Below are 13,481 nucleotides of genomic sequence, written 5' to 3'. Positions count from 1 at the left end.
CTGTCCGCCTCGCCCGTGGCGGGGGAGGATGTGGAGGCCGCCTGCGGTGTCGCCGCGCCGGACAACGCCCTCGTGCGGCGCCTGCCCATCATCAATAAGCGCGGGCTGCATGCGCGCGCCTCGGCCAAGTTCGTGCAGACGGTGGAAAGCTTCGATGCCCATGTCACCGTCTGCCGCAACGGCGAGGCGGTGGACGGCAATTCCATCATGGGGCTGATGATGCTCGCCGCCGCTCCGGGCACCAGCGTGGTGGTGACCGCCACCGGCAACCAGGCGGAAGCCGTGCTGGCCGCCCTGGACGCCCTTGTCGCCAATCGGTTTGGCGAAGAGGAATAGCGGCGGCAGCGCCATCCACGTTTCCTGCGTCCAAGCTCCCCGCATGCACGGTTTGCGCGAGCGCACACCAAACCGCCCACTTCTTCACGTATCCGCGATTGCGCGAGCATCCGACATCCTATGGTCGCGCGTATGAGGGACATGGGCCAGTCAGGCATCAAGGCATCCGAGATACCCGCCGCCGCGCGGCGGGTGCGCTTTGGGCTGTCCGCCAAGCTGCTGGCGCTGACGGTGGCGTTCGTCACCATGGCGGAGGTGGCGATCTTCGTGCCCACCATCGCCAATTTCCGCCTCTCGTGGATCTCCGACCGGCTGGCCGCGGCGCGTATCGCCGCGCTGGTGCTGGACGCCGCGCCCGAGGACACCATCCCCATGGACCTCACCCGCCAGCTACTCCAGAGCGTCGGGGCAAAGGTGGTGGTGGTGAAGCGGGAGGATACCCGCCGACTGCTCGCCATGTCGGACATGCCCCCGCCCATCGACCGGCACGTGGACACCCGCGGCACCACCTTGTGGAGCGCAGTGGCCGATGCCTTCGACACGCTCATGGCCGGCAACGGCCGCACGCTGCGGGTGGTCGGCGATGCGCCACGCGGCGGCGAGTTCCTGGAAATCGTCATTCCCGAAACGCCGCTGCGGGTGGCCATGCTGCGGTTTGCCGCCACTGTGCTCGGCATTTCGCTGGCGGTGTCGGTGCTGGCCGGCATGCTGGTCTATTTCAGCCTGCACTGGCTGTTCGTCCGGCCCATGCGGCGCCTGACCGCGCGCATGTCCGACTTCCGCGACGCGCCGGAGGACGCCTCCCGCATCATCGTGCCCAGCGGCCGCGCCGACGAGATCGGCGTCGCCGAGGATACCCTGGCCGAGATGCAGACGGAGCTGGCCCAGACCCTCTCGCAGAAGACCCATCTGGCGGCGCTAGGTCTCGCAGTGTCCAAGATCAACCATGATCTGCGCAACCTGCTGGCCTCGGCGCAGCTCATCTCCGACCGTCTCGTGGACATTCCCGACCCGGCGGTGCAGCGCTTCGCGCCCAAGCTCATGGCCGCGCTCGACCGCGCCATCTCCTATTGCCAGCAGACCCTGTCCTACGGCCGGGCCCAGGAGCCCCTGCCCGACCGGCGCGAGGTGGATATCGCCGCCCTGCTCGGCGACGTCCGCGAGACGCTGGGCCTCGGCCTGGATGCGCCGGTCGGCTGGATCGCCTCGGTGGAGCGCCACCTCAGCGCCGATGCCGACCCCGACCAGCTCTTCCGGGTGCTGCTCAACATCGCCCGCAACGCGCTCCAGGCGCTGGAGGCGCGCGCGCCCAACACGCCGGAGCGCGACCAGATCCGCATCAACGCCCGCCGTGTGGGATCGGTGGTGGAGATCGAGCTGTCCGACACCGGCCCCGGCATTCCGGCGGAGCGGCGCGACCGGCTGTTCGCCGCCTTCCAGGCCTCGGCGCGACGGGGAGGCACGGGGCTCGGCCTACCCATCGCCGACGAACTGGTGCGCGCCCATGGCGGCGAGCTGCGCCTGCTGGACGGCACGCTCGGCGCCACCTTCCTCATCTCCCTGCCCGACCGCCCCATCGAGCTGCGCCAGCGCGCCCAGCGCGCCCGGGCGTAGTCGCGCAGGCCTTTCCGTGCCTCCGGATCAGCGCCCCGGCATTCCCTCGCGCGAGCGCCTACCCGAGCCCTGCGCTGTCCACAGGCTGGCGATGCCGAACGGCGCTTTGACGCCGAAGGGCCTTGCCAGCCCCGGGAAAAGGCAGTAACTGACGAACCCTCGCTGGCGGGACACCCCAGCGGGCCCTGGAGGACCAGCCTCCGGATCGCAGCCGAGCTGTTGATCGCAAAAGGGAAACGCGCCCGTAGCTCAGCTGGATAGAGCACCAGACTACGAATCTGGGGGTCAGAGGTTCGAATCCTTTCGGGCGCGCCATTTATCTTGAATTCCAGTTCCATCAGCCGGTCGACCTGGGTTATCTGTAGAGGTAACCCTGTGGCCGGCCCGTCTTCGCGGGTGACCCGCGCGCCGTCGTCGGCATCTGCCGACGCGCCGCGGTCGCCCGGGCGAACTGGGAGCCTCGCGATGCGGCCACGGATGTCCACGGCGCTGCTGCCTCTGCTTGGCATGCTCGCCCTCTCCTTCTCCCCATCCTTCGCCGCCCCGCCCGCACGCGCCACGGACCTGACGCTCGCCATCACCGATACCGGCGCCGTGCGCGGGACGGTGGAAGGCGACGTGGTCGCCTTCAAAGGCATCCCATACGCCACGCCTCCTGTCGGCCCCCTGCGCTGGCGCGCGCCCCAGCCGGTGACGCCCTGGGCGGGAGAGCGGCCGGCGGCCGAATTCGGCCCCGCCTGCCCGCAGTCCACCCCGATTCCCCAGTCCGAGGACTGCCTGACGATCAATGTGTGGCGGCCGCTCGCGGCGGATGCGGCCCCCCGGCCGGTTATGGTCTGGATCTATGGCGGCGCGCTGGTGGCGGGCATGGCCTCCGCGACGCCGGGCGATGCCTTGGCGCGGCAAGGCGTGGTGGTGGTGACACTGAACTACCGGCTGGGGCGCCTCGGCTTCTTCGCCTATCCCGCGCTCTGGCAGGAGGCGGAGAACGAGCCGAAGGGCAATTACGGCTTTCTCGACCAGCAGGCGGCGCTGAACTGGGTCCGGCGCAACATCGCCGCCTTCGGCGGCGATCCGCGCAACGTGACACTGTTCGGCGAGAGCGCGGGCGGCGGCTCCGTGCTGACGCATCTCGTCTCGCCCCCGTCGCATGGGCTGTTCGTGCGCGCCATCCTGCAATCCCCCGCCATGCCGTCGCCGCGCGCGAACATCACCTCCCTTTCCGAGCCCGAGGCGGCTAAGGCCGACGCACTCCTCTACGCCAAGGGCCTGGGGGTTGCCGCGAGCGGCGCAGATGGGCTCGCCGCCCTGCGGGCACTGCCAGCCGCGCGACTGCTGTCCTCGACCCGGGACGAGCTCAATGCCCTGGTGCGCGGCGAGACCATGCCCGGCTTTCCCGGCCCGCTACGCGACGGCCTTGTGCTGGCCGAAGCGCCGGAGACGGCGCTGCGGACGGGTCGCTGGAACAAGGTGCCGGTCATCACCGGCGCGACCAATCGGGACATCGGCGTCGGGCAGGCCAAGACCAAGGCGGAACTGTTCGCCTATTTCGGGCCGTTCGCGGCCGAGGCCCGGCGCCTCTACGACCCCACCGGCACGGAAAGCCTGGACGAACTGATCCAGCAGGCTTTCGCCGACCGCACCATGGTGGAGCCGACCCGCCATCTGGCGGATGCCGTCAGGCGCGCCGGCCAGCCCTCCTTCCTCTATCGCTTCTCTTATGTGGCCGTGAGCGAACGCGCCCAGGTGAAGGGCGCGACCCACGGGCGAGACGTGGCCTACGCCTTCGACATGCCGCAGCTGAACGTGCCGCCCGGCAAGCTCGCGCCGGCCGATGTGGAGATGGGGCGGAAGATGAGCGCCGCCTGGGTCGCCTTCGCCAAGACGGGCGGCCCCAACGGCCCCGGCCTGACGCATTGGCCGATGCATGAGGCCGGGCACGACATCATCCTCAATTTCACCGATGCCGGCATCCGCGTGGAGCCGGACCCGCTGAAGGCGCGCATCGACCTTTGGGAGAAGGTGCAATGAGCCGGGCACGCAACGCCCCGTGACCTCGGTGCAGATGTTCTCGAGCCCGCGCTGTCGGTCCCGACGCGGCGCGGCTACCTTCTGGAGATACGATGCAGCCGTGAGAAGCCGTGACGTTTCAATCCGTTAGCCTCATCCACCGGCAGTGCAGCCGGATCCGATCAGGTTGCAACACCTGATCGGCAAATCCGTCTCCAATTCTTTGGTCTGACACTGCCGGATACGACGGCCCGCGCGGCCGCCGCTCACCACTCGGCGAAAGCGTCCACCCAGCCGTCCACCAGCCGGCAGCCCAGCAGGAATTCGGACGACAGGTTGGTCCGCACCAGCGGTGCCAGCGACCAGCCGTCCGCGACCGCAGCGGCCTCCGCCCGGCGGGCCTCCACTGCCTCCTCCAGGCTCACCGCAGCGAAGCGGAAGACGGAGCCGGGACGGAGCTGGGCGATGCGGCCGAGATCGGCGCCGATGACATTGGCGATCTTCGGATAGCCGCCGGTGGGCTGTCGATCGCCCATCAGCACCACCGGATAGCCTTCGCCGGGCACCTGGATCGCGCCGTGCGCGATGCCGTCGGAGACGATATTGAAACCGCCCGCATGGGTCATCGGCGTGCCGTCGAGGAAATAGGCCATGCGATCCGAGCGCACCGAAACCGTCCAGGGGCCGGCAAGGAAGGCGGCGATCTCGGCGGGCGAGAAATAATCGTCCTGCGGGCCGAGCAGCACGCGGATCACCTCGCCCGGGCGCACGAGGGCGGGGGCGCTCAGCTCCATGGCACCGCCCGGCAGCACGCGTGGGTCGGCGAGCGGCAGCACGTCCCCCGCCGCCAGCGCCCGGCCATTGAGGCCGCCGATGCCAGAGCGGGCATGGGTGGAGAGCGAACCGAGCGTCGGCGCGATGTCGATGCGGGCCGCCGGCGCCAAATAGCACCAGGCGCCCGAGGCGCCCGCCTTCACCGCGAGGCGCGCGCCCGGCTCCAGCGTGAGCCGGGCGGCGGCCGGCATGGCCTGGCCGTCCAGCGTGACGCGGAAATCGCCGCCGGCGAGCGCGACGGTGACGGGCGCATCCGCCGCCTCCAATTCGACGCCGCCCATGGAAATCTCCAGCGCCGCCGATCCGTCGGGGACCTGCGCCACACGATTGGCGAGGGCGAAGGCCAGCGGGTCCATGGGTCCAGCGCCGGTGACGCCGAAGCGCAGCAGGCCGTGGCGGCCGGCATCCTGGATGGTCACGCCAGGCCCGGCAGACAGAATGCGCAGCGCGCCCGTCGCGCCCTGGTCCGGCGCCGTTCGTTCCGATCCGCTCACGGCGTCACCTCCCGCCGGGCGACGATTTCTCCGGAGGCGGCGCGCGCATCCAGCGCGAGGAAGGTGGGGCGATCCACCGGCTCGAACTTCAGTTCATCGCCCACCGCCACCAGGAAGGCGGGGTCGCGCTGCGGGGAGAACATGCGCTCGGGGGTCCGGCCCATCAGCCACCAGCCGGTGGGCATGGAGAAGGTGGTCACGATGGCGAGCCCGCCGCCGATCAGCGTGGTGTTGGGCGGATGCGGCGGGCGCGGCCGCGTGCGGCGGGAGACCGACAGCTCCGGCGGCAGGCCGCCCAGATAGCAGAAGCCGGGGGCGAAGCCGTACATGTAGACGCGGAACACCGCCCCCGCGTGCAGCGACACTACCCTCTCCTCGGAGAGGCCTGTCATGCGGGCGACCTCGCCGACATCCTCGCCATATTCCGGGTCGTAGCAGCACGGCAGGATCCAGCGCGTCACCGGGCCGGCGGCGGGGCGCGGGGCGTGGGCGATGGCCGCCACCTCGGCCACCAGCGCCGCGCGATCGATCACCAGCGGGTCGTAGTGGATCATCAGCGAGCGATAGGTCGGCACGCTCTCGCGCACGCCGGGCAGCGCGCGCGCCACCAAGGCGGCATCGAGCGCCAGAACGCGGTCGCTGATCGCAGGATCGACGCTGCGGCCGAACTCCACCACCAGGGCGGTCTCGCCGGAATTCAGGAAGCGAGGCTCGGCATAGGCCGCCTCCTCGCTGACATTGGGACCGCTCATGTCTGCATACTCTGGCCAAGCCGTCAGGGCGCGAAGGGCGCCACCGTGATTCCCGCCGCTTCCAGGCGCGTGCGTACGTGGCGCGCCGTCTCCACCGCGTGCGGGCCGTCGCCATGCACGCAGATGGATTCGATGGGGGTGGGCAGGCGCGCACCGCTGGCGGTGATGATGGCGCCGGACTTCACCATGGCGATGATGCGGTCGGCGGCGGCATCGGGATCATGGATCATGGCGCCGGGTTGGCCGCGCGGAATGAGGCGGCCCTGCTCGGTATAGCCGCGATCGGCGAAGATCTCGGCCACGAGGCGCAGCCCGGCGGCGCGCGCGGCGGGCGCCTGCTCGCCCAGCGGGCCGGCGAGAATGGCGAGCGAGGGGTCCACCGCCTTCACCGCGCGGACCACCGCCTCGGCCACCTCCGGCTCCTGCTCGGAGATGTTGCCCAGCGCGCCGTGCGTCTTCACATAGGTGATGCGGTGGCCGGCATAGGTGGCGAGGGCCTGCGCCGCGCCCACCTGATAGGCGATGAGGCGCTCGATCTCGCCGGGGGTGAACGGCATGCGCCGGCGGCCGAAGCCCCACAGGTCCGGGAAGCCCGGATGCGCGCCCACGGCCACGCCCTTGGACTTGGCGAAGGTGAACGCCCTGGCCATGATCTCGGGATCGCCCGCATGCAGCCCGCAGGCGATATTGGCGGAGGTGACGACGCCCATCAGGGCCTCGTCTTCCGTCAGGTGCCAGACGCCGAAGCCTTCGGCGAGGTCGGAATTCAGGTCAACGGTCGGCATCATCTGCCTCTTCAATATGGCCCACGCCAGCCATCGGCCGGAGCGGATCGGATTTCAAGCGCCTCGGGACCATGGCCGGCGCGCACGCCGGCCGCCGGCCATATGGGTCGTCACAGGCCGAGATAGGCGCGGCGCACATCCGGATTGGCGCGGATTTCCTCCGCCGGACCGCTCATGGTCACACGGCCGGTCTGCAGCACATAGGCCCGGTCGGAGATCTCCAGGCATTCGGTGAGCCGCTGCTCGACGATGAGGATGGTCATGCCGGTGTCGCGGATGGTGGTCACCGCCTGGAAAATCTCGTCCACCAGCTTCGGCATGATGCCCTGAGAGGGCTCGTCCAGCATCAGCAGGCGGGGACGGGTCATCAGCGCGCGGCCGATGGCGAGCATCTGCTGCTCGCCGCCGGAGAGCGTGTTGGCCCGCTGGTCGAGACGCTCGGCGAGGCGCGGGAAGAGCTGGAACACCATGTCCAGCGGCGCCTCGCGATCCTCCTTGGCACGGTAGATGTAGCTGCCGAGGCGCAGGTTGTCCCGCACCGACAGGCGCGGGAACAGGCGGCGGTTCTCCGGCACATAAGCGATGCCGCGCGCGGTGATGAGGTGGGCCGGCACGCCGGCCAGATCCTCGCCGTTGAAGCGCACGGTGCCGGACTTGGCCTTCTCCATGCCGGCGATGGCCTTCAGCAGCGAGGACTTGCCCGCGCCGTTGGCGCCGGCGACGCAGACGATCTCGCCCGCCTTCACCTCGATGGAGACGCCGGCCACGGCGATCAGCCCGGCATAGGTGACCGTGATGTCGGTGGCCTCAAGCACGGTGACGCTCCCCCAGATAGGCGCCGATGACGCGCTCGTCGCGGACCACGTCCGCAGGCTTGCCCTGCGCCAGCACGGCACCGAGGTTGAGCACCACGGCCCGGTCCACCAGCGGCATCACGATCTCCATCACATGCTCCACCATGAGCACGGCGACGCCCTTGGCCCGCACCGCGCGGACCAGGTCCACGCCCGCCCGCGCCTCGGACGGGGTGAGGCCGGTCATCACCTCGTCCAGCAACAGCAGCTTGGGCTCGGTGGCGAGCGCGCGCGCCACTTCCAGGCGCCGCTTCTCGGGCGGGGTCAGTTCGATGGCCGAGACCTCGGCCCGGTGGGCGAGGCCGGCGAACTCCAGCACCTCGTCCGCCTTGCGGCGCGCCTCCTTGGTGGAGGATGTGCGCACCAGGGCGCCGACAATGACGTTGTCGGCCACGCTCATGCTGTCGAAGCTCTTCACCACCTGGAAGGTGCGGCCGATGCCCCGGGCGCAGCGCTCCGGCGCGGAGAGCCGGGTCACGTCCTGGCCGTCGAACCAGACCGAACCTTCGGTCGGGGGCCTGAGGCCGGCGATGACGTTGAACAGCGTGGACTTGCCGGCGCCGTTGGGGCCGATGAGGCCGACGATCTCGCCGGCCTGGACGGAGAGGCTGACGTCGCTGTTGGCCACGAGGCCGCCGAAGCGCTGCCAGACGTTCCGTACCTCGAGAAGGGCAGCGGCACTCATGCGGCGCTCCTCTTGCGGCGGTGGAACAGGCCCACGAGACCATCCGGGCGGGCAAGCGCGATGACCATGATGAGACAGCCGTAGACGATGAGGTCGATGCCCTTGCCGGAGCCGCCCATGAAAGTGCGGGTCAGCTCGGTCATGGGGATGAGGATGAGCGCGCCCAGCGCCGGCCCCCAGAGCGTGCCGATGCCGCCCAGCACCGCCGGGAGGGCCATCAGCAGGGAGAACTGGAAGGTCATCACCGACTCAGGGTCGATATAGGCGACGAACTGGGCGTAGAAGCTGCCGCCCACCGCGGTGAAGAAGGCCGAGACTGCGGCGGCCATCATCTTGGAATTGAACACCATCACGCCCAGGCTCTCGGCGGCCTCGGGATTGTCCTTCACCGCACGCCACCAATAGCCCCACTTGGAGTTCTCGATCTTCCAGGTGACCAGCCAGGTCACGGCGGCGAAGCCCAGCGCGAAGTAGAAATAGGGCAGCTTGTTGCGGGCGAACTGGAAGGTCACCCACGAGTCGCGGCCGAACGGCAACTCGATGCCGGTCGCCGCGCCCGCCCAGTCCCAGTTGTGGAACAGCAGCAGGCCGATCTCGGCGATGACGATGGTGGCGATGACGTAATAATGGCCGGCGAGGCGGAAGCAGGCATGGCCGATGGCCATGGCGATGCCGGCGGCGATCACCCCGCCCAGCGCCATGCCGAACCAGGGCAGAATGCCGAACTTGGTGTAGAGCAGCGTCGAGCTGTAGGCGCCGATGCCGAAGTACAAGGCGTGGCCGAGCGAGAGCTGGCCGCAATAGCCCCCGAGGATGTTCCAGCTCTGCGAGAGAGCCGCATACATCAGCATCAGGATGAGGATGTTGAGGGTGTAGACGTCCTTGACGCCAAACGGCAGCAAAGCGACGACCACCAAGATGACGAGGGCGAGGCCCAGTTGCCGCGTGCGGCGCGCGGTGAAGGAGGAGGCGCTCATCAGATGCTCCCGAACAGGCCGCGGGGGCGGAAGAACACCACCAGCAGGTACACCGCGTAGATGCCCACCGATTTCAGCGACGGCGGCAGGACCATGGCGGTCATGGCTTCCACCAGGCCGACCACGATGCCGCCGGCGAAGGCGCCGAACACCGAGCCGAAGCCTCCCAGCGCCACGGTGACGTAGGCGATCAGCGCGAACGAGGCGCCCACATCCGGATAGATGTAGAAGAAGCTCGCCATGATGGCGCCGGCAAGGCCCACCAGCGCGGAGCCGAGGCCCCAGCCCAAAGCGAACACCTTGTTCTTGTCGATGCCCACCAGGGCCACCGCCCCGGCGTCCTCGCGGGTGGCCTCCAGCGCCTTGCCGAAGTCCGTCTTCTTGATGAGGACGTACAAGACGGCGAAGGCGAGGATGGAGACCGCCCCGCCGGCCAGCTGCGGCGCCGGCAGGTAGATGCCGAACATGGACACCGTCTTGCCGCCCAGCCAGGTGTGCGGGATCGACCGATAGTCCGGCGTGAACAGCAGCTGGGCAAGGCCGCGCATCACGATGGCGAGGCCGAAGGTGGCGAAGATCTGCACCATGCCGACATTGGTCCTGGCCCGCATGGCGAACCGCACGATGCCGAGATAGACCACCGCGCCGAAGACGAACAGCGCCGCCGCCACGATGGGCGAGGCGAGCAGCGGATCAATGGCGAAGAAGGAAAAGCAGAAGAAGGTGACGTACATGGCGAACATGAGGAATTCGCCATGCGCGAAGTTGGTCACGTCCATCAGACCGAAGATGAGCGCCAGCCCCACGGCGATGAGGCCGTAGAGCAAGCCCATGAGCAGGCCGCTGGCCAAGCTCTGAATAACGATTGCGGCTGTCATGGCCTTGCTCCGTGCGCCCTCCGGCCTCAGCTCTTGTTCATCGGCCACACCGCTTCGGCGATCGCGGCCTGGGCGGGGAAGACGGTGACGAACTTGTTGCCGATGCGCTGCAACAGCACCGGGTCGGCGTAGGGGTTCTGTCCGGTCTCGTCGAACTTGACCTTGGACCACGGCATGATGGTCTTCTCGCCCGGCAGGTCGGTGGCGACCAGCGCGGCGCGGATGGCTTCGCCGTCCGTGGACTTGGCGCGGTTGATGGCATCCGCCAGCAGCAGCAGGGCCATGAATTCGCGCGAGGTGTTGTCGTTGAGGTCCTTGCCGGACAGCTTCTTGAAGGCGTCGTTCACCTTGCCGACCGACGGGCGCTTGGCGGCGAGGTCGAGCGAGAACGAGCCGCGGGTGATGGAGCCTTCCGCCAGCGGGCCGACCGCGTCATAGAGCGACTGCTCGGAGAAGCCGGCCGCCTGGGCGAGCAGCGCCTTCGGCTTGTAGCCCAGCTCGTTCATGGTCTTGAGCAGCAGGATGCCGTCGGTGGTGTAGCTGGAGGGCATCAGCACGTCGGCGTTGGCCGCCTTGAGCTGCTGCACTTCGGCGGTCAGCGAGGGCGAATTGGCGCGATACTTGATGTCCGCGGCCACCGTGTAGCCGCGCTCCTTGGCGAGCTTCAGCTGGGCGTTGGCGCTGTCGGTGCCGAAGATGGTGTCCTCGTGGAACAGCGCGACGGTCTCGATCTTCTCGCCCTTCTTTTTCTGGGCGTCGAGGAAGTCGAACATGGCGGCGGAGAACATCTCGTCGTGCGCCGCCGCGCGGAAGAAGAACTTGAGGCCGCGGCGGGTCAGGCTCGGCGAGGAGTTGTCGGCGGAGAAGAACGGCACGCCATAGCGCTCGCACGACTGGCTGACGGTGGCGGCGACCGCGCTCTGGTAGGTGCCGACGATGGCGGCCACCTTCTCCTGCGTGATCAGGCGCTCAGCTTCGGCGCGCCCCTTCTGCGGGTCGCCCTGGTGGTCGGCATAGACGATGCGCACCTTGGCGCCGCCGAGGTTCGGCAGGCCGCCGGCACCGGCCAGGGGCAGGTCCGCATCGGACTTCTCGTTGATGAAGGCGAGGGCCGTCTCGAAGGCCTTCTGCGCGTCCACGCCCATCTGCGCGCTGGCGCCGGACATGGGATAGAGGGCGCCGATGACCACTTCCTTGGTCTGGGCGCTGGCGGTGCGCACCGCGCCGGCACCGAAGGCCAGCGTCGCGGCGCTGCCGACGAGGAGGTTACGACGATTGATCGAAAACGACATGGAAGGATCCCTCTGTTGGATGGCCCCGTTCACGCTCTACGGCGTTTGTCTGAATTGGGGTAGTGACATCAGTGCGACGCGGGCGCCGCGGGCCTCAGCCCGTGGCGAGTTCGAAATTCTTCAGGTCGGTGGCCAGCATGGCGCCGGGCGCATGGGCGAGCGCAAACTCGATCCTCGCCGCCGCGATCACCGATTGCGGGGTGACGCCGCAGGCCCAGAACACCGGGATCTCGCCGTCGAGGATTTCCACCGCATCGCCATAGTCGGGCTTCGACAGGTCCTTGATGCCGATGGCCTCGGGCAGGCCGATGTGCACCGGCGCGCCGTGCACGGCGGGATAGCGCGAGGTGATCTGCACCGCGCGGATCGCCTGGGCCGGGGTCATGGGACGCATGGACACAACCATGGGGCCGGCGAACACGCCCGCCGGGTTGCAGGCAATGCTGGTGCGGAACATCGGCACCTTCACGCCCTTTTCCACATGCCGCAGCGGCACGTCCGCCTGCAACAGGGCCTCCTCGAACGACAGCGAGCAGCCGATGGCGAAGGTGACGAGATCGTCGCGCCAATGATCGCGCAGGTCGGTGGGCTCGGCGATCAGTTCGCCGTCCTTGAACACGGTGTAAGCCGGCACATCGGTGCGGATGTCGAGATCGAGCCCGATGGACGGGATGCTCGGGTCGCCCGGCTCGGACACGCCGATCAGCGGGCAGGGCTTGGGGTTGCGCTGGCAGAAGCGCAGGAAGTCGTTGGCCAGGCGCTCCGGCAGGATGGCGAGGTTGGCCTGGACATAGCCCGGCGCGAAGCCGGCCGTGGAGCCGGTCAGGCTGCCGTTGCGGCTGGCGAGCCGCACATCACGCCCGGTCGCGAGAGGGATCCCACCGGGGGACAAGGCGAAGGCAGGGGCTGTCATGGGAATCTGCTCATTGGTTGCGCATGCCCATGTCATCACCACGCAATCATATTGTCGAATTTTAAATTCGGATCATTTTCGATAAAGTAGGCTTATCGGAGAAGCCGGATGATCGACCTCAAGGCCCTGGAAACCTTTGTGCGCGTTGCAGAGCTCGGCAGCTTCCGGGCCGCCGCCAACAAGCTGCATACAACCCAGCCGGCGATTTCCCAGCGCATTGCCCAGCTTGAAGGCGAGCTGGGTGCCCGGCTCCTGGAGCGCGAGCGCCGCACCGTCACCCCCACACCGCGCGGCCGCACCCTGCTCGCTTATGCGGAGAAGATGCTGGCGCTGCGGGCCGAGATGCTCTCCGCGTTCGGCGATTCCAGCAGCCTGCGCGGCGTCATGCGCATCGGCCTCGCGGAAACCATCGTCCACACCTGGCTCACGCGCTTCCTCAAGCACGTGAACGCGGTGCATCCCCAGCTCGGCCTGGAGATCGAGGTGGACATCTCGCCCAACCTGCGCGACCGGCTGGCGGCGCAGGAGCTGGATGTCGCCTTCATGCTCGGCCCGAGCATCCTGCCCACGATGGAAAGCCGCCTGCTGTGCTCCTATCCGGTCACTTTCATCGCCAGCCCGGACATCCGCTGGCAGCGCCAGCCGGTGCCGCTGGAGGAACTGGCGACCCACCCCATCATCACCTTCTCGCGCAACACCCAGCCCTATGTGGCGGTCCGCTCCCTGTTCGCCCGCCACGACCTGCCGCCGGTGCGCCTGCACGCCAGCGCCTCGCTGTCCACCGTGGTGCACATGGCGACGGAAGGGCTGGGCATCGCCGTCATTCCTCCCGCCATCGTCAGCCAAGAACTGGAGAGCGGCAGGCTGGCGTTGGTGGAGACGCGGGTGGAACTGGCCGACCTGCCGTTCTATGCCGCCTGGGGCTCGGCGCCCGACAACAGCCCGGCCACGCAGTTAGTGGACATCGCCGCCATGATCGCCCAGGAGCGCGGCGGCATGTGACGGCCGGATTGTAACGCCCGTTGATCCGCCTCAAGGCCGGCCGCGGCCCGCGGGT

At 68.8% G+C, this 13,481-nt stretch carries 13 protein-coding genes and 1 tRNA gene; 5 read left to right on the top strand and 9 right to left on the bottom strand.

Annotated elements, in window-relative coordinates; genetic code table 11:
• The 4 genes from YU1_RS0119250 to YU1_RS0119235 all read left to right on the top strand — a co-directional run bounded on the left by YU1_RS0119250 (position 1) and on the right by YU1_RS0119235 (position 3,981).
• Positions 1-336 carry an HPr family phosphocarrier protein gene (locus YU1_RS0119250; protein WP_425339168.1) on the top strand — a complete coding sequence of 112 codons (336 nt, stop codon included), beginning with the start codon at positions 1-3 and terminating at the stop codon, positions 334-336.
• Positions 337-477: 141 nt separating this feature from the next.
• Positions 478-1,950, top strand: coding sequence for a sensor histidine kinase (locus YU1_RS0119245; protein ID WP_029005477.1), 1,473 nt, complete (start codon positions 478-480; stop codon positions 1,948-1,950).
• 238 nt (positions 1,951-2,188) lie between these two features.
• Positions 2,189-2,265, top strand: a tRNA-Arg gene (locus YU1_RS0119240).
• A gap of 150 nt (positions 2,266-2,415) precedes the next feature.
• Positions 2,416-3,981, top strand: coding sequence for a carboxylesterase/lipase family protein (locus tag YU1_RS0119235; protein ID WP_245263382.1), 1,566 nt, complete (start codon positions 2,416-2,418; stop codon positions 3,979-3,981).
• Positions 3,982-4,226: 245 nt separating this feature from the next.
• On the opposite strand, the gene YU1_RS0119230 is transcribed toward YU1_RS0119235, so the two are convergent.
• The 9 genes from YU1_RS0119230 to YU1_RS0119190 form a co-directional block, all read right to left on the bottom strand.
• Positions 4,227-5,288: a 5-oxoprolinase subunit C family protein gene (locus YU1_RS0119230; RefSeq protein WP_051357031.1), complete on the bottom strand. Its 1,062-nt coding sequence runs from the start codon at positions 5,286-5,288 to the stop codon at positions 4,227-4,229.
• Positions 5,285-6,040 carry a 5-oxoprolinase subunit B family protein gene (locus tag YU1_RS0119225; protein ID WP_035715945.1) on the bottom strand — a complete coding sequence of 252 codons (756 nt, stop codon included), beginning with the start codon at positions 6,038-6,040 and terminating at the stop codon, positions 5,285-5,287. The genes YU1_RS0119230 and YU1_RS0119225 overlap by 4 nt, the downstream gene beginning before the upstream one ends.
• 23 nt (positions 6,041-6,063) lie before the next feature.
• The gene (locus YU1_RS0119220) at positions 6,064-6,825 is read right to left on the bottom strand and encodes a LamB/YcsF family protein (protein ID WP_029005473.1); all 762 of its coding nucleotides are present in this window, start codon (positions 6,823-6,825) and stop codon (positions 6,064-6,066) included.
• Positions 6,826-6,935: 110 nt separating this feature from the next.
• Complete coding sequence (locus tag YU1_RS0119215) at positions 6,936-7,640, bottom strand: ABC transporter ATP-binding protein (protein ID WP_029005472.1); 705 nt, start codon at positions 7,638-7,640, stop codon at positions 6,936-6,938.
• Positions 7,633-8,364, bottom strand: a complete 732-nt coding sequence (locus YU1_RS0119210) for an ABC transporter ATP-binding protein (RefSeq protein ID WP_029005471.1) — start codon at positions 8,362-8,364, stop codon at positions 7,633-7,635. The genes YU1_RS0119215 and YU1_RS0119210 overlap by 8 nt, the downstream gene beginning before the upstream one ends.
• The gene (locus YU1_RS0119205) at positions 8,361-9,341 is read right to left on the bottom strand and encodes a branched-chain amino acid ABC transporter permease (RefSeq protein WP_035715943.1); all 981 of its coding nucleotides are present in this window, start codon (positions 9,339-9,341) and stop codon (positions 8,361-8,363) included. Before YU1_RS0119205 ends, YU1_RS0119210 begins: the two co-directional genes overlap by 4 nt.
• Positions 9,341-10,219, bottom strand: coding sequence for a branched-chain amino acid ABC transporter permease (locus tag YU1_RS0119200; protein WP_029005469.1), 879 nt, complete (start codon positions 10,217-10,219; stop codon positions 9,341-9,343). The genes YU1_RS0119205 and YU1_RS0119200 overlap by 1 nt, the downstream gene beginning before the upstream one ends.
• Before the next feature lie 26 nt (positions 10,220-10,245).
• Entirely contained in the window at positions 10,246-11,511 is a 1,266-nt protein-coding gene (locus YU1_RS0119195) for an ABC transporter substrate-binding protein (protein WP_029005468.1), read from the bottom strand.
• 94 nt (positions 11,512-11,605) lie between these two features.
• On the bottom strand, positions 11,606-12,424 hold the full coding sequence (locus YU1_RS0119190) for a putative hydro-lyase (protein WP_084539979.1): 819 nt from the start codon (positions 12,422-12,424) through the stop codon (positions 11,606-11,608).
• 108 nt (positions 12,425-12,532) lie between these two features.
• Between YU1_RS0119190 and YU1_RS0119185 the strand changes: the two genes are divergently transcribed.
• The gene (locus YU1_RS0119185; protein WP_029005466.1) at positions 12,533-13,426 is read left to right on the top strand and encodes a LysR family transcriptional regulator; all 894 of its coding nucleotides are present in this window, start codon (positions 12,533-12,535) and stop codon (positions 13,424-13,426) included.
• Positions 13,427-13,481: the final 55 nt, after the last annotated feature.

The sequence above is a fragment of the Azorhizobium doebereinerae UFLA1-100 genome, assembly GCF_000473085.1.
GTDB lineage: Bacteria > Pseudomonadota > Alphaproteobacteria > Rhizobiales > Xanthobacteraceae > Azorhizobium > Azorhizobium doebereinerae.
Note: the sequence above shows the minus strand (reverse complement) of the source record. Positions and strands in the feature narration are given on the sequence as shown.